Here is a 15,363-nt window from a genome sequence, read left to right as displayed (position 1 = left end):
CAGGCGACGCTCGCCGATTGTGCAGCCGCGCGCGATATCTGCCGTGCGGCTGCACAATCGCCCTGCGTCTATCCGACCGTGTACATCTGCAGGCACGGACCGACCGGGCGAGCTTCCAGGATGTCGCGCGCCTTCTCACGCGCTGCGTTGAACTCCCAGGGCGCAGTGGTGCCCGGCACTCCGAATCGATATCTGCTCAAGGCACATGAACGCTGCGGTTCCGGTAGACGATCCAAGGCAGGTACCGCGTCGACGGAGAGCCCGCGTAAGTAGGAAACGTCTATGCTCTTGCCGCCCTCGAACCGCTCCACGTTCTTTTGCGCGATGTACGCATCGGGGTTGAACACCGCGAAGGCAAGCAGCGCGACGGCCGAAGTGGCGAGAACAGCTGTGGGCAGCCACTTTCCGGACATCCGAATACCTGCGACGAGCAACAACACGAACACGAAGCCCAGAAGCAGTTCTGTCGCGAAGACGCTGACCCGGAGCACCGTGAAACCGTACTGATTCTCGTACAACCACATCCGGTGCACAGCAGACGCCACGATCACCAGGCTGAAGACACACAGGGCACCCAGCAGTCCGCGGGCAAGACGCCTCGATCCAGCGTCGCGGCGGTCGATGTACCGCACTGCGACGGCGATGACGAGCAGCGTCAGCACGGTAACCGCCATGAGCTGCCAGAAACCCTCACGCGCGTAGTCCGCGTAGGTCAGTCCATCGGTCACCTGTACGTGCTCGTCTCCCCCGAACAGCGTCTTCGTCTGTACTGCAACAAAACCGAGGAACAGCACGTTGAGTACTCCGAGCGGGACCGCCCACTCCCACATCGGCAACGGCGTCGCCGGCGCAGGTGCAAACGCGTCCACCGTCGGCGTTCTGCGACGCAGGTACACCGCAACCAGCGTGCCGAACGCCATCACCACGCCGGCAAAGATCCGTGCCCCCGGGTTCGACACCGAGATGGCAGGAGCGAAGCCGCCGAAGATCTTCGCGAACTCCGGATCCGCACTCACGAACAAAGATCCGAAAATCAGCAGGAGAAGAATCGACACTGCGCTCACGACGACAACTCGCGCCGCCGGCACCCGCGGAGCGGAGCGGGTAGCAAGTTTTCGACGACGAACGAAGTTGACCGTCCGGTGGGGTGCCCGCCAGGGAGCGAACGTTCCCAGAAATATTCCGGTCCACGTCCGCCCGCCGATCAGAGTCCACGTGAACAGAACCCACGCAGCTACGACGCAGAGGAACACCAACCACTCCGCACCGCGAACGGCGGCAACGCCCAGAAGTGCGAGCATCCCCATCGCGGCGGCCCACTGCGTCGTAGACATCCGCGGCGGCGTCAGAATCCCGAACACGATCACCACGCCGACACCGACGATCACGTACGCGATACTCACGAACCCTGGATCGAGGATCAGGGCCGCCAGCGCCCCAACGCCGCTCGCGCCGACGAGCATCGAGCGGGTGGCCATCGACGTGCGATCGGGACGCCAGAACCGGCTGGGTCGCTTGGGTTTTGCAACCGGTATCGGCGCTTTCGGCGGAATGACTATTGGAGCGCTCATGTGATCTCCCATGTTTCGGGTTCAAATTTCGGGTTCGGAACTACGGGCGAATGCCTGATGAAGGCATGCGCCATCGCGAGATCTCTCGATCTCGTTGGAAACTTTGATTCAGCTCTGCGGCAGCACTACTCGAATGCAGCAGCCAGACGGGGCATCGACGACGGCGATCCTGCCGTCATGTAATTCGACCGCCCACTTCGCGATCGCGAGACCCAGCCCGGTACCCCCGTCGGTCGATCCGCCGCGGATGAAGCGGTCGAACACTCGCTCACGGGCGTGTGGCTCGATGCCGGGGCCGTCGTCGTGGACATCGAGCACCAACTCCCCTGCACTGCCGGTACGTACTCGGATGACAACTTTCGTGTCGACGTTCCCGTGCTGAACCGCGTTGTCCACCAGGTTGGTCACCACCTGATGGAGGCGATCCGGATCGGCTACCACGGACAATTTCGGAGGCTTGACGTCTATCTCGATGTCGCCCGCACTCACACTCGACAGCTCACGTAGGAACGGCTCGACCTCGAAACGGCGGCGCTTCAACGGCATGGCGCCACCCTCGAGTTTCGAGAGGTCGAGAAGGTCGGCCACCAGCGCTCCCAGTCGTTCCGTCTGCCGCAACGCCGATTTCATCATCGCCGGATCCGGTTCTTCGACACCGTCGACAACGTTTTCGAGCATGGCTTGCAAAGCGGTGATGGGCGTCCGTAATTCGTGGGAGACGTTGCCGATCAACTCGCGGCGGTACCGGTCGTCGGCCCCGAGGTCCTCGGCCATCCGATTGAACGCATGGGCGAGTTCGCCTACCTCGTCGCGGGAAGTCGCTCGCACCCGCCGCGAATAATCGCCGCGCGCCATCGCCTTCGCCGCGGCCGTCATCTCGCGAAGCGGTGACGTCATTCCGTGTGCGAGCACTTGTGTAACTCCGAGAGCGACAACCAACGCCGTCAGGAGAGCAAAACGAAACGGTTGTTGCGACGTCAGCCAGAAACCGCCCGCGGCGAACAACAGCGCTGCGACAACCAGGAGGCCGACCTTCACTTTGAACGATCGCATCGGGTCCAGCGGCCGCGGCCACCGTGCAAAGAGTCGGTCGACGCCGCTCATCGCGGCACGTCCCAGGCGTACCCGACGCCGTGAACGGTCCGGATCACGGAAGGTCCGAGCTTGCGTCGTAGAGCCTTGACGTGGCTGTCGACGGTCCGACTACCCGCTCCCTCACCCCAGCCCCAGATCTCCTCGAGCAGCGACTCCCGCGGGATCGCCGCTCGCGGCCGCTCCGCCAGGTAGGCGATGAGATCGAATTCGGTGCGAGTCAGGTGGACTTCCTGCGTATCACGACGCACTCGACGTTCGGTCAGGTCGATCACGACGTCGCCGAACTCGAGCAAGTCGGCCACCGGGCGAGCAGCGTGCTCCGCACGATCAGCGCGCCGAAGCAATGCCTGAACACGGGCGACGAGGACACGCATGCTGAACGGCTTGCTCAGATAATCGTCGGCCCCGACGCCGAGACCGATCAGCATGTCGGTTTCATCGGCACGAGCGGTCAACATCAGCACGGGCACCGGGCGCACGGCCTGGATGCGGCGGCAAACTTCGAGGCCGTCGAATCCCGGCATCATCACGTCGAGCACCACTAGGTCGGCATCCATCTGCTCGCAGCGGGTCACAGCGCTGGGGCCGTCGAATGCCAACTCGACGTCGTAGCCCTCGGCACGCAGCCTCGCTGCGATGGACTCGCAGATACTGACCTCGTCGTCGACCACGAGCACTCTTCGCTGACTCATGGAACTGACTGTATTCGGCCCTCGTGGATGAACCTGGGAGGACTTGTGAAGGTTCTGTGCAGGTTCTAGAACCTGCGGATGTTGTTGATCGGCAGATCCGCCAGCGGCGTCAGTCCGGTCGGAACACCAACTCCGTAGGCGTTGAACACCATTCCGAATCCGGCGTAGATGCCGACGTGCGTCGCACCGGGGTAGAAGGTGATGACGTCGCCGGGCGCGAGGGCCCACCGAGGAACCGGCTGTCCGACGTTGGCCTGCTGTTGGCTGGTCCGTGGCAGATTCACTCCGGCCTGCCGAAACGCCCATTGCACCAGCCCGGAGCAGTCCCACGAGTTCGGCCCGACTCCGCCCCATTGGTAGGGCTTTCCGGTCTGAGTGCTCGCTGCTGCCAGCGCGATCAGGCCTGCCGGACTCGGAATGGGGAGGGCGGCTGATCCGCTGCTGATGCTTCCTGCGCTTCCCAGGCTGCCGGAGCTCCCGCTACTGCCACCGCTACCGAGGCTTCCCGGGTCGGCCGAGGCGGGGGCAGCGGAGAGCAACAGGACGCTTCCGGTCAGCAGAGCAGCGACCGTTCCCGTGCGGAGTGTCGACTTCTTCATGCATCCGTCCTTCGTGGGAGTCGTTTCGGCGCGCGGCAGCGCACCTCGATAGCCGTGAACTGGTAAGACACGTGAAAACAAACACTTCGTTCGGATGTTAACGGCGTAGACGTGGTGTTCGGACAGGAATCATTGATCCCATTTGTCGGTTTTCGACAAACAGGCCTTACGTCCCGGCCTGGCAAAGATCAGGGAATGATCGGGGATTTCCTGGATCCGTCGGAGCCAGCGGATCCCTAGATTCGAAATCATGCGCTCATACCTCCTTGTCGCCGCGGTCATCATCGGAGCCACCACGGCGCTGATCGGTTGCTCGACGCTCCAGCGCGCAGTGGAGATTCAATCGGATCTCGACGGACTCACCAGGTCGGGTGTCGTCGGGTCGATCGCAACACTCGACGACGGAACCACGACGGCTGTCATGACCAGCGGCGTACCCAATCGGACCAACGGCGATTCGATCGGCAAGAATGATCGGGTCCGGATCGGAAGTGTGACAAAGACATTCACCGCTTCACTCGTCCTGCAGTTGGTGGCCGAAGGCAAGGTCGACCTCGACGCACCGATCGAGCAGTACCTCCCGGGCCTACTGCACGGCAGTGACATGCACGGCAGTGACATGGACGGCAGTGACATGGACGGCAGTGGCACAGACGGTAGCGCAATCACCGTGCGGCAACTGTTGCAACATCGCAGCGGCCTACCCGAGTTCGCCGGAGAACCCGGCGCCGACGAATGGATTGCCGCAAACGAGGACCGAACGCTGACGCCGTCCGCCGCGGTCGCCATCGCCCTCGGCAAACCGGCGCAATTCGTCCCCGGAACGTCGTTCGTCTACACCAACACCAACTACATCGTTCTCGGAATGCTCGTCGAATCGGTGACCGGCCGCAGCTACGCCGACGAACTTCAGTCTCGGATACTCGACCCGCTGGACCTGGAAGACACGTACCTCCCGGCGGCCGGTGAGCGCGATATCAGGGGCGATCACCTGACGGGCTATCAGGATCTCGATGGTGGCCTGACCGATGTTTCCCGCACGGAACCGTCGATCCCCTGGTCTGCCGGAGCGATGGTCTCGACGGGCACAGACCTGAACGCCTTCTGGCGCGCGCTACTCGACGGGCAGGTGGTGCCGGCCGAGCAGCTTGCCGAGATGACCACCCCTCAGGTCGGCGCCACCGAAGCCGAGGGGCTCGGGTACGGGATGGGCGTCGGCGCCACCGAACTTCCCTGCGGCGTCACCTATACCGGCCACAGTGGCGGGATCTACGGGTACTACACGCTGTCCGGTGCGACGCCGGATCGTGCGTTCACCGTGACGCTGACGTCGACGCCGAAGGACCAGCCGGACACCGTCGCGATACTCTCGCACGCGCTCTGCCCCTGACGCTGTTACCAGTACTGATGACGCTGCCCGTCGGTATCCGCGACGAAGATGACCGCGTCGGCGCCGTCCAACTCCGAAGGTTTCAGCGGCAGATGCCCTGGCAGGATCGCTTCTCCCGCGGTGATCGACGGGCCGAGCGCGGCTCGCAGGGCCGGAGTCGAGAACAGGGCACGCCGACCGGTCGCATCGGCCAACGCTCCCTGCAGAGTGCCCGGATCACTGTCGGGGTTGGCGTCGGTTGCCAAAAATACGTAACGCTCCCCGAGGACAAGTCCGACAAGTGAGCCGGCGCTCCCCCAACTGACCACGTCGCCGTTGACCGGCATGTCGGACGGCACTCGCAAGAGATGGGCATTGTGTGCGAACAGCAGGCTAGGCCCGCGTCGCTGCTCCTGCGCGACGACCGCCAGCAGGTTCTCGGCCATCATCTCGGCACGCAGACTGAGCAGTGTTCCAATGCGATCAGGAGCGGAACTCGCCATCGCGGAGTGATAGCGCAAGAGCCCCAGAGCGGTGCGTGAATGTGCAAGGGCCAGGTCGTACCCGGCCGGGTCGACGGGTCGCAGCACTGGTGCGGCGCGCCGCAGGACGCTGCCGAGGTCGTCCGCAATGATGCGCAGAGCGCGAGCATGATCGGAGTTGCCGACGGACGCAGCCGGATCGAACATCGCCGCCGGGTTGGTCCAGTCGGCGTCCTGACCCAGTAAAAGGTCGGCGTCGTCGAGAGATTGTGGCCGCAACGCGGCGGGCAGGAAGTCACCTGCCGCAGACAGTGCGCGGCGCGGGCTCGGTGCACCGGAGTACTCCACCGGAGCGTCGAAGCCGTAGAAGCGAACTCGGTCAGCCGGAGCGCGGCCGTCGTTGTACTCGCGTAGCCATTCGACGAGTTCGCGGTTTCCCGGTACCGCACCGAATCCGTGGCTGAAGCCTGTGGCGAGCACCTTCTCGATGTCCGCCTCTCCCCCGTTCACGTAGCCGTCGACAAGCAATGCCGCAAAGACATCTGTTTCGAGCACGATCGACCGATATCCTCGTTCGACCAGTTGGCCGAGAAGTTCGTTGCGCAGCAACGGAAAAGCCTTGATCCCATGAGTCGGCTCGCCGAGAGCGAGCAGAGCCGGCACCTCGGTTCGTGCTGCGAGCAGTTCGTCGACGGCACGACCAAGACTTGCCGCGTCTTCGAGTTGGCGGCCGAACTCACTCAGCGCTGGGGCAGTGGACATGATCATCCCTTTCGAAGGTGGACTGCCTTCGACAGTATCGTTGAAGATTCGGGTGAAACTTTTACAACAATTACCTGGGGCATATCGTGAAAAGCCTCAATCGGAGGTGATCAGTGCGGCCCATCGACCTTGCCCGTGAACACGGGTTGTCCGCACAGGCGATCCGCAATTACGACGACGCCGGCGTCCTTCCTCCGGCCGAGCGCAGCAACTCCGGCTACCGGCGATACACCCCAGTGCACGCGCAGGCCCTGCGCACTTTCCTCGCATTGCGCGGCGGTCACGGGCACCAGCGGGCCACGGAAATCATGCGTGCGACCAACCAGGGCGACACCGAGTCCGCCTACCGCCTGATCGACAGTGCGCACGTGACACTGCTCGCCGAGCGAGGAACTCGCACCGAGGTAGCCGCAACGCTGGGGACTCTGTCCACCATGGCACCGGCGCTGGTCCACGGTCCAGCGCTGACGGTCGGTGAGCTTGCGCGCCGTCTCGGCGTTCACCCGGCGACACTGCGCACGTGGGAAGAGCACGGCATCCTGCACCCCGAGCGCGAACGAGCAACGGGTTATCGCGAATACGGTCCGGAGTGTGTGCGCGACGCCGAGATCGCGCGGCAGCTGCGGCGCGGCGGCTACCGACTGTCGCAAGTCGCCCAGTTTCTCGATTCGCTGCGCGAGGCCGGCGGAGCGGACTCATTGGCAGCGTTCCTCGAATCCTGGCAAGACCGGCTGACCATACGCAGTCGCAACCTTCTCGCCGGCGCGGCTCAGCTCGATGCCTATCTCACGATGCTGGATCAGACCTAGCCGGGCCGTCGTCGACGCAACCTATTCTCGCCCTGTGACATCGCCCGGCTTCTTGTCCTCCCGCAGACCCCGCCAACTCGGATGGCGAAGGCGTCCGGTCCCCGTCCAATCCATGAACCGCGCCTCACCGACTAGTTCAGGCCTCACCCACACCGCACCCTTGCGGTCATCTGCTGGAAGTTCCTCCTCGAACGGACTTTCCTTCTGACGCAACGGTTCCAGCACCGCAAGCAGTGACTCCAAATCACGATCACTGAAGCCGGTACCGACGCGCCCCACGTAGGTCAATCCGTCCTCGCCCGGAATTCCCATGAGCAGCGCCCCGATCCCCTGCGCTCGATTGCCCTGCCCGGTGCGCCACCCACCGATCACCACCTCTTGGCTGCGCCAGTTCTTCACCTTGATCCAACTCGACCCCCGCCGCCCTGGAAGGTAGACCGATGCACGACGTTTGGCGACAATCCCTTCCCACCCGGCATCGGTACTCACCTCCAAGGCGTTCTCCGCCGTGCCCTCGATCTGCGGTGGTACCTCGAGCTCACCGACCTTGCCCGCCAACGCATTCAACACGGTGCGGCGATCCGAATAGGACTTCCGCAGCAAAGACACTCCGTCGAGGTACAGAAGATCGAAGGCCAGGAACACCGGTTCCCCACCTCGCTGGAGGAGGCCGAAATCTGTAACTCCCGCGTCGTTGTACGCCACCACCTCACCGTCGAGAACCACGTCATGACCGTCCAGCACCTCGGCCAACCCGGCAAGGGCTGGATAGTCCCGGGTCTTGTCGTTACCCGCGCGACTGCGAAGCGACATTGTGCCCGAACGATATTCGAGAATCACTCGAATCCCGTCCCACTTTCCTTCGAAGGCCCACTCCTGCGGGTCGAGACCTTCGAGCGTTCCAGCGGTGGCAAGCATCGGCTCGAGATTCTTGGGAAACTCCGTTCCGAAACTCGCGTTCTGATCCTTCATCAGATGCATCAACCACTGATCACCCTTTGTCCGGATCAGCGCGAAGCGTCCCTGCACCCGCTCCCCACTCAAGCGCACGATCACCTCGTCTTCACGCCACTTCTCGGTCTCGTATGTCCCGGAATCCCAGATCGTCATCGAACCGCCGCCGTACTCCCCCTTCGGAATCGTGCCCGAGAACGTGGCGTATTCGAGCGGATGATCCTCGGTGTGCACGGCCAACCGATTTTCTCCGGCATTGGTCGGCACACCCTTCGGGACCGCCCAGGACACAAGCACACCATCCCGCTCGAGACGAACGTCGTAATGCAATCGTCTGGCGTGATGTTCTTGAATCACAAAGGTATTGCCTGCTGTCTCCTTGTCCACTGCAGCAGGGATCGGCTCCGGAGTCCGGTCGGCCGACCTCTTGTTGCGATAGTGCGTCAACGTATCGGCTACAGCCGCCGAGACCGGCGGATCCAGATCGCCCAGCAGATCACCGTCGGATTCGACGCGCTCCAGAACCTCGTCGAACAGCAGGTGGCGCAGTTTCGGATCGTCGAGTTCGTCCCAACTGCGCGGCGCGGCAACATAGGGTTGATCGCGACCGCGCATCGAATACGGCGCAATGGTGGTCTTGGCTGCGTTGTTCTGACTCCAGTCCACGAAGATCTTGCCTGCCCGGACATTTCGCGCCATCGTCGCGGTGACGAGATCCGGGTGAAGCTTCTCGAGCCCGGTGGCGATCTGCTTGGCGACAGTCGACGCACCACTGCCGTCCAAGGCTCGATCCAGTGGCACGTAGAGGTGGATTCCCTTGCTACCACTGGTTACCGGATAGGCCGTCCACCCCAGAGTTGCGACCAGATCTCGAATCGACCTCGCCACCTCGGCGCACTCGGCCAATCCGACGCCCTCGCCCGGGTCGAGATCGAATACCAGTCGTGTCGCCGGACCACGCTCGGAACCGTCGAATCTCCATTGGGGAACGTGTAATTCGAGTGCCGCCTGCTGCCCCAGCCACGCCAGCGATGCAACGGAATCGAAAATCGGGTAAGTGACGACGCGATCAGAATGTTGCAGCGAAGCACGCGTGAGCCACTGCGGGGCAGACGAGGCCAGGTTCTTCTCGAAGAAGGACTGACCGTCCACACCGTTGGGCCAACGCTTACGAGTGCCCGGTCTACCGACGACATGTGGAAGCATGACTGCGGCGATACGGGTGTAGTAGTCGATGACTTCGGCCTTCGTGGTGCCGCTCTCGGGGTAGAGAATCTTGCCCAGATTGGTCACGGACACGGTTGTGCCGTCGAGAGTGATCTGACCCCGATCCGTCGTTGCCATCTCCTCATTCTGCTGGATAGCGCTGTGTCTGGCAGTAGAAATCTGATGGATCGGAAACCTGCCGCTGTGCCAGGCCACGGGCAAGACTGGATTCTCGATGGGAGAGGAGACCACGATGACAGTTCGCAGTTCCGTGGAGCCGTTGGTGGACAACAACTGGCGGATGTTCGCCACCTGTAAAACAGTGGACCCGGCGGTGTTCTATTCGCCGGGTGAAGAGCGCGGACGCAATCGGGCTGCACGGGAGAGTTCCGCGAAGCAGGTGTGCTTCCGCTGCCCGGTCATTCGGGACTGCCTGACCTTTGCACTCGAGACCGCTGAAACGCACGGAGTCTGGGGTGGGACGACACCGTCGGAGCGCCTTGCGCTGCGACGCTCAGCTGCGTGAACTCCGCTCACACGAGACCCCCGTCACGTCCAGACCGGACAAACAGGCAAGATGGCCTAGTGCCTATGACACGACGCGCAGTTGCCGTGACCGCGATCTTCGCTTCCTCGATCTTGTTGGGCTCGTGTTCGTCGCAGCCGGAGGCACCTGCGGCAGCAGATACCACCACCACGGTTCCCGAGGCGTTCACCAAACTTCCATCGACGACCGCAGTGGACAAGTGCGGACCCCAGAGCGGGACCACCCTCGAAGACGGTGTCCTGACCATCGCCACTGACTCACCGGCGTACGCGCCGTGGTTCGTCGACAACGATCCGTCGAACGGCAAAGGCCTCGAGGGTGCGGTGGCCCGGGCGGTCGTCGACAAGCTCGGGTACAACACCGACCAGGTTCGCTTCACCACTGTCGCCTTCAACGACGCATTGAAACCAGGCCCCAAGGATTTCGACTTCGACGTCAATCAGTTCACGATTTCCGGGGATCGCCGCGCGAACGTCGACTTCAGCTCGCCGTATTACGCAGTGGCGCAGTCGGTGATCGCCTCACGCGGAAGCAAGGCCGCCGGTGCAAAGAATCTTGCGGATCTGGCCGGCTACCGTTTGGGCGCTCAGACCGGTTCCACCAGCCTCGCGGCGATCACCGACACGATTGTTCCGACCACTGCGCCACGCGAGTTCGCGACCACGGACGACGCGAAAGCTGCGCTGGCCGAGGGCGAGATCGACGCATTGGTCGTCGACATCCCGACCGGATTCCACATCACCGAGAACGAACTGCCCGGGTCGGTCATCGTGGGTCAGTTTCCGCGGCCCAACGCAGTCACCGAATTCTTCGGTTTGGTGCTCGAGAAGAACAGTCCGCTGACCGAGTGCGTCTCCGCGGCAGTCGATGCGCTCTACGCCGACGGAACCCTCGAGAAGCTCGCAACCGAATGGATCACCGACAGCGCCGACGCACCCGTTCTCGAGTAGTTCAGCCGGCGCGCCCACTGATCGCGCCGACGAAGACCTTCGGGATGTCTGCCGGTGTCGGAGCGAAGTGACTGTTACCGCCGGTGAGAGTCGAAATCTGCTCGAGCACATCGGTATCGGCATCATCGGTGACACCGATGGTGATGATCGGTACCGGCCGCGTCGGGTCCTGCTCGCGAGTCAGGGTGTCGAGAAGTTCCTGCAGGGCGATACCCGACGGATCGTCGTTGGCACCGTCGGTAAGCAGAATCACCGAATTGATCGAGGCCGGATCGTAGGACTGTTGCATGGACCGATACGCGGCGAGAACGCTGTCGTACAAACCTGTTCCGCCGCCGACGATCGAAGGGAGGTTGTCGATCCGAGACAGCAGTTTGCTCCGATGATCCGTGTCACCTTCAGTTGCATCCATACGGGCGACAGGTTCGAGTTCGCGGTAGTCCGTCCCGTCACCGAGGTCTACGGAGAACGCCCAGAGACCCAATTGTGCGTTGGCAGGGAACATTCGGATCGCGATGTCACCGGCCTGCGCCGTCGCGGCCATTCGAGTGACCCCGTCCTGCATGTAGTCCATAGACCCCGAGACGTCGACAACAGCCAGCGCGCGGGAAGGCCTGGACAGAATCTCGTACCGCGCAAGCGCTTTGGTGACCACAGACGGATCGGACGGCACCAGCGAGCCAACCTTTCCCACTCCACCGGCTACCGGTGGGGCCTGATCCGCGCCGCGGAACCCGAGGCCGGCAAGTACGGAGCGCCCGGTGTCCGATGCCAGCGCTGCCGCCAGCAGTTTGCCGGCGTCGTCCGCAGCCGACGAGGCTGCACCCACACTTGCCAACGGGTAGTCCATGAAGACCGAACCGGACGACGGTACCGACGCGGTGAGTCGACTGTCCGCATGTGCGGCGAGATAAGCCTCGAAGGTCTGCTCGGTAGTCACCGCGGTTCCGCCGGACGCGTCCACGGTTTGGATGCGCCCGGTCGAACCGGTTTCCTTCAGATTTCTGTACTGCGCTTGTGCCACCGGGACCAGGGATGCCGAGATGGATGTGAGGTCCCCGCCCCGCGACTGGGTCTCGGCAAAGGCCGCCACGATCGGCGCGCTGGAGACGGCACTGGTCAGGGGATCGCCGATGTGCAGCGATGGAGCGCCGAGGACATCCGTCCATGCGCCGGGCGCCTCGGTACCCGGCGCCGAGACGGCGACAACCGGGGTGGACGCGACCGAGTTGCTGATCCGGCGAATCTCCTGCCCGCTCGCCGAAACCTTGTCCAGCCATTCGCTCGAATCAGGGATCCACAGTGCGGGCGCCGCACCGTCGGCGATCGCCGCGACGGTGAGCACGGGATCTTGCGGCGTCACGCTGAGCGAGCTGCATCCGAGATCCGCGGCGGGGATGGCAGCGGCGACAGCTTCGAGTCCCGAGGCGATCGACGGATCGGCCGCCACGGTCACGGTTTCCGGGTTGTCACAGTTGGTTGCCGCCGCAGCTGCAGCGGCGCCCGCACCGAGTTCTCCCTTGTCGCTGACGCTTTTGAACGTCACGGCGAATGCTGCGGTTCCACCGACTGCAACTACCGCCAAGAGTCCGATCAGAACCTGCACGGATCGAGGCATGGACGCAGGTGGTGCGCCGTACCCATGACGAGACGACATTGATCGAATCCTTTCCGGCGGGACCCGCATCAATAACCAACTGATGCCCGGTTTATCCCGCCGAAAAGAATCCTAACTCATGTTAGCGGTGAAGTAGCTCTATGTGGAAATCTCTACAACCTAGGTGTAGATCTGGACAAACTGGGCCAGTGACTTCTCCACATCGCCTTTGAGCGCCCGCGCCACACTCGAACCGATCGGGCCGAACAAGGGCGCGCCGCCCAACTCGACTGTCAGCGCGAGTTCCGACCCGTCGCCCTTTGCCTTCACGTCAAGTTCGAGACCGAGCTTGACCCCACCCTTGCCGTCTCCCTTGAGCGAGATCGCCTTCGGGACGTCGTACTTCTTGATGGTCCACCGAACGCGGTTGCGCAGGCCTTTCACCGTCACGACCGAGCTGATCTCGGTGCCGACACCCAATTGCTCGGGAAGTTCACTGCGCCATCCGTCGTGAACCACGAGCCAGTTTTCGTAGCCGCTGAGATCGGAGGCCTTGTCCCACACTTCTTGAGGAGGAAGCAGAACGTCGATTTTCACTGTGAGCTTTGCCATGGCAGAACAATAAGCCCCGTGCGCCTTTTCCGTAACCAGAGGTACCAGAAAGACGCACGGGGCTTTGCCCCTCTTAGTGGCTGACAGCCTTTTCGACGCCGACGCCGGTGAGGGAGCGAACTTCCATCTCCGCCTGCTTTGCCGGATCTTCGATCTTGTTGCGTCCGATGTACGTACCGACGATGCCGAGGACGAATGCCAGCGGAATCGAGACGATGCCGGGGTTCGAGAGCGGGAACCAGGCGAAGTCGGAGTTCGGGAACATCGACGACGGCTTGCCCGACACTGCCGGGGAGAACACGATCAGCGTCAAGCAGCTGACCAAACCGCCGTAGATGCTGAAGAGCGCACCGGTGGTGTTGAACTTCTTCCAGAACAGCGAGTACAGCAGGGTGGGCAGGTTCGCCGAGGCCGCCACTGCGAAGGCGAGGGCCACCAGGAAGGCGATGTTCTGCCCCATCGCCATGATGCCGAGAACGATGGAGACGAGTCCGATGACCACGACGGTGATTCGAGAAACTCGAACCTGCTGCTCCTCGGTTGCGTTGCCGCGCTTGATGACACTGGCGTAGATGTCGTGAGCGAACGACGCCGAAGCAGTGATCGCGAGACCGGCAACGACGGCGAGGATGGTCGCGAACGCCACCGCGGAGATGATGCCGAGGAAGATGGTGCCACCGAGCTCGAAGGCGAGCAACGGAGCGGCCGCGTTCTCCTTACCTGGCGCTGCCAAGATCTTGTCCGGTCCGACCATGCTGGCCGCGCCGTAGCCGAGAACCAATGTGAAGAGGTAGAAGGCACCGATCAGCGCGATCGCCCAGGTCACCGAGCGACGAGCTTCCTTGGCAGTGGGCACCGTGTAAAAGCGCATCAGCACGTGCGGCAGGCCCGCAGTGCCGAGCACCAAAGCGATTCCGAGAGAGATGAAGTCGAGCTTCGTCATTCCGGAAAGACCGTACTTGGCACCGGGTCCGAGGATGTCTCGTCCCTGCACACCCTTGGTGGTGGAACTGTTGACCATGTCCTGCGCATTGGCGAGCAACTGAGAGAAGTTGCCGCGTACTGCCCACAGAACGAGTACGAACATGATTCCGGCTCCGGCAACCAGCAGAACTGCCTTGACCATCTGTACGTAGGTGGTGCCCTTCATGCCGCCGACCAAGACGTACACGATCATCAGCACACCCACGATCGCGACGACGATCGACTGTCCTACCTTGCCGTCGATGTTGAGGAGCAGGGCGACAAGTCCACCGGCGCCGGCCATCTGGGCAAGAAGGTAGAAGAGGGAAACGGCCAGGGTGGACAGGGCTGCCGCCATGCGCACCGGACGCTGCTTGAGCCTGAAGCTCAGGACGTCGGCCATCGTGAATCTGCCGGTGTTCCTGAGCAATTCGGCGACCAGAAGCAACGCAACCAACCAGGCGACAAGGAATCCGATGGAGTACAGGAATCCGTCGTAGCCGTACACGGCGATCGCACCTGCGATACCGAGGAACGATGCCGCCGAGAGGTAGTCGCCGGCGATGGCGAACCCGTTCTGCGGGCCGGTGAACTGCCCACCGCCGGTGTAGAAGTCGGACGCCTTCTTGGTGGTCCGGCTGGCGCGGATGACCAGCGTCATGGTCACGACGACAAACGCGAGGAAGATCGCGATGTTGAAGGCGGGGTTTCCTACGTCCGTTCCGGACGCGGCGAGTGTGGTGATCACTGTGCGGGACCTTCCAGTTCTTCACGGATGGCGGCGGAGCGGGGATCGAGCTCACGACCGGCGAACTTCACGTACCACGCGGTGATGGCGAAGGTCGTGACGAACTGCCCGAGGCCGAGGATGATGCCGAGATTGATGTTGCCGAGGACCTTGGTGGCCATGAAGTCGTGGGCATAGGTAGCCAGGACGACGTACACCGCATACCAGAGCAGGAAGAATGCAGTGATGGGGAAAACGAACTTGCGCAGACGCGTTCGGAGTTCCTGGAATTCGGGACTCGCTTGCATGTCTATGAATGCCTGGGCATCCGGGGTACGTCGCTCTTGCGGCGACCCCTCACTGATTTCTGCTGTGGACACTGCCGGCTCCTCGCCTCGCGTGTGAAGTGAACTACGCACAGACGTTAG

The 15,363-nt window shown here is 62.8% G+C and carries 14 protein-coding genes; 4 read left to right on the top strand and 10 right to left on the bottom strand.

Annotated elements, in window-relative coordinates; translation table 11 throughout:
- Positions 1-68 precede the first annotated feature (68 nt).
- The 4 genes from AC3WQS_RS04320 to AC3WQS_RS04305 form a co-directional block, all read right to left on the bottom strand.
- A complete protein-coding gene (locus AC3WQS_RS04320) occupies positions 69-1,571 on the bottom strand; it encodes a DUF4153 domain-containing protein (protein WP_492711650.1) in 1,503 nt (500 codons plus the stop codon).
- A gap of 108 nt (positions 1,572-1,679) precedes the next feature.
- Complete coding sequence (locus AC3WQS_RS04315) at positions 1,680-2,675, bottom strand: HAMP domain-containing sensor histidine kinase (protein WP_047890295.1); 996 nt, start codon at positions 2,673-2,675, stop codon at positions 1,680-1,682.
- Complete coding sequence (locus AC3WQS_RS04310; RefSeq protein ID WP_020908708.1) at positions 2,672-3,358, bottom strand: response regulator transcription factor; 687 nt, start codon at positions 3,356-3,358, stop codon at positions 2,672-2,674. The genes AC3WQS_RS04315 and AC3WQS_RS04310 overlap by 4 nt, the downstream gene beginning before the upstream one ends.
- 65 nt (positions 3,359-3,423) lie before the next feature.
- Positions 3,424-3,957: an NlpC/P60 family protein gene (locus AC3WQS_RS04305; protein WP_029255974.1), complete on the bottom strand. Its 534-nt coding sequence runs from the start codon at positions 3,955-3,957 to the stop codon at positions 3,424-3,426.
- 250 nt (positions 3,958-4,207) lie between these two features.
- On the opposite strand from AC3WQS_RS04305, the gene AC3WQS_RS04300 reads away from it, so the two are divergent.
- On the top strand, positions 4,208-5,347 hold the full coding sequence (locus AC3WQS_RS04300) for a serine hydrolase domain-containing protein (RefSeq protein WP_492711652.1): 1,140 nt from the start codon (positions 4,208-4,210) through the stop codon (positions 5,345-5,347).
- Positions 5,348-5,352: 5 nt separating this feature from the next.
- Here AC3WQS_RS04300 and AC3WQS_RS04295 read toward each other — a convergent pair whose 3' ends face one another.
- A complete protein-coding gene (locus AC3WQS_RS04295) occupies positions 5,353-6,576 on the bottom strand; it encodes an erythromycin esterase family protein (protein ID WP_492711653.1) in 1,224 nt (407 codons plus the stop codon).
- 107 nt (positions 6,577-6,683) lie between these two features.
- On the opposite strand from AC3WQS_RS04295, the gene AC3WQS_RS04290 reads away from it, so the two are divergent.
- Positions 6,684-7,379 (top strand): TioE family transcriptional regulator, encoded by a 696-nt coding sequence (locus AC3WQS_RS04290; RefSeq protein ID WP_492711654.1) that lies wholly within the window; start codon positions 6,684-6,686, stop codon positions 7,377-7,379.
- 21 nt (positions 7,380-7,400) lie between these two features.
- Here the strand turns inward: AC3WQS_RS04290 and AC3WQS_RS04285 are convergent, their stop codons facing one another.
- Positions 7,401-9,677, bottom strand: a complete 2,277-nt coding sequence (locus AC3WQS_RS04285) for an ATP-dependent DNA ligase (protein ID WP_492711655.1) — start codon at positions 9,675-9,677, stop codon at positions 7,401-7,403.
- Between the two features lie 115 nt (positions 9,678-9,792).
- Here AC3WQS_RS04285 and AC3WQS_RS04280 point away from each other — a divergent pair, with 115 nt between their 5' ends.
- Positions 9,793-10,065, top strand: a complete 273-nt coding sequence (locus tag AC3WQS_RS04280; RefSeq protein ID WP_446695628.1) for a WhiB family transcriptional regulator — start codon at positions 9,793-9,795, stop codon at positions 10,063-10,065.
- 65 nt (positions 10,066-10,130) lie between these two features.
- Positions 10,131-11,036, top strand: a complete 906-nt coding sequence (locus tag AC3WQS_RS04275) for an ABC transporter substrate-binding protein (protein WP_283308468.1) — start codon at positions 10,131-10,133, stop codon at positions 11,034-11,036.
- A 1-nt stretch (position 11,037) separates the two neighbouring features.
- Here the strand turns inward: AC3WQS_RS04275 and AC3WQS_RS04270 are convergent, their stop codons facing one another.
- The 4 genes from AC3WQS_RS04270 to AC3WQS_RS04255 form a co-directional block, all read right to left on the bottom strand.
- Positions 11,038-12,693 carry a substrate-binding domain-containing protein gene (locus AC3WQS_RS04270; protein WP_492711657.1) on the bottom strand — a complete coding sequence of 552 codons (1,656 nt, stop codon included), beginning with the start codon at positions 12,691-12,693 and terminating at the stop codon, positions 11,038-11,040.
- Between the two features lie 120 nt (positions 12,694-12,813).
- A complete protein-coding gene (locus AC3WQS_RS04265) occupies positions 12,814-13,245 on the bottom strand; it encodes a type II toxin-antitoxin system Rv0910 family toxin (protein WP_492711658.1) in 432 nt (143 codons plus the stop codon).
- Between the two features lie 73 nt (positions 13,246-13,318).
- Complete coding sequence (locus AC3WQS_RS04260; RefSeq protein ID WP_003939876.1) at positions 13,319-14,956, bottom strand: monocarboxylic acid transporter; 1,638 nt, start codon at positions 14,954-14,956, stop codon at positions 13,319-13,321.
- The gene (locus AC3WQS_RS04255; protein WP_003939976.1) at positions 14,953-15,315 is read right to left on the bottom strand and encodes a DUF485 domain-containing protein; all 363 of its coding nucleotides are present in this window, start codon (positions 15,313-15,315) and stop codon (positions 14,953-14,955) included. Before AC3WQS_RS04255 ends, AC3WQS_RS04260 begins: the two co-directional genes overlap by 4 nt.
- Between the last annotated feature and the right edge of the window lie 48 nt (positions 15,316-15,363).

This window comes from Rhodococcus sp. FW305-130, from assembly GCF_058788335.1.
The sequence above is the reverse complement of the archived record's forward strand: the minus strand, read 5'-3'. Positions and strand labels throughout refer to the sequence as shown.

Bases quoted from the DNA above. Each gene is read 5' to 3' on its own strand.
- AC3WQS_RS04295 (WP_492711653.1), bottom strand. From the start codon at position 6,576: ATGATCATGTCCACTGCCCCAGCGCTGAGTGAGTTCGGCCGCCAACTC.
- AC3WQS_RS04265 (WP_492711658.1), bottom strand. From the start codon at position 13,245: ATGGCAAAGCTCACAGTGAAAATCGACGTTCTGCTTCCTCCTCAAGAA.
- AC3WQS_RS04305 (WP_029255974.1), bottom strand. From the start codon at position 3,957: ATGAAGAAGTCGACACTCCGCACGGGAACGGTCGCTGCTCTGCTGACC.
- AC3WQS_RS04315 (WP_047890295.1), bottom strand. From the start codon at position 2,675: ATGAGCGGCGTCGACCGACTCTTTGCACGGTGGCCGCGGCCGCTGGAC.
- AC3WQS_RS04280 (WP_446695628.1), top strand. From the start codon at position 9,793: ATGACAGTTCGCAGTTCCGTGGAGCCGTTGGTGGACAACAACTGGCGG.
- AC3WQS_RS04300 (WP_492711652.1), top strand. From the start codon at position 4,208: ATGCGCTCATACCTCCTTGTCGCCGCGGTCATCATCGGAGCCACCACG.
- AC3WQS_RS04270 (WP_492711657.1), bottom strand. From the start codon at position 12,693: ATGTCGTCTCGTCATGGGTACGGCGCACCACCTGCGTCCATGCCTCGA.
- AC3WQS_RS04320 (WP_492711650.1), bottom strand. From the start codon at position 1,571: ATGAGCGCTCCAATAGTCATTCCGCCGAAAGCGCCGATACCGGTTGCA.
- AC3WQS_RS04310 (WP_020908708.1), bottom strand. From the start codon at position 3,358: ATGAGTCAGCGAAGAGTGCTCGTGGTCGACGACGAGGTCAGTATCTGC.
- AC3WQS_RS04285 (WP_492711655.1), bottom strand. From the start codon at position 9,677: ATGGCAACGACGGATCGGGGTCAGATCACTCTCGACGGCACAACCGTG.
- AC3WQS_RS04275 (WP_283308468.1), top strand. From the start codon at position 10,131: ATGACACGACGCGCAGTTGCCGTGACCGCGATCTTCGCTTCCTCGATC.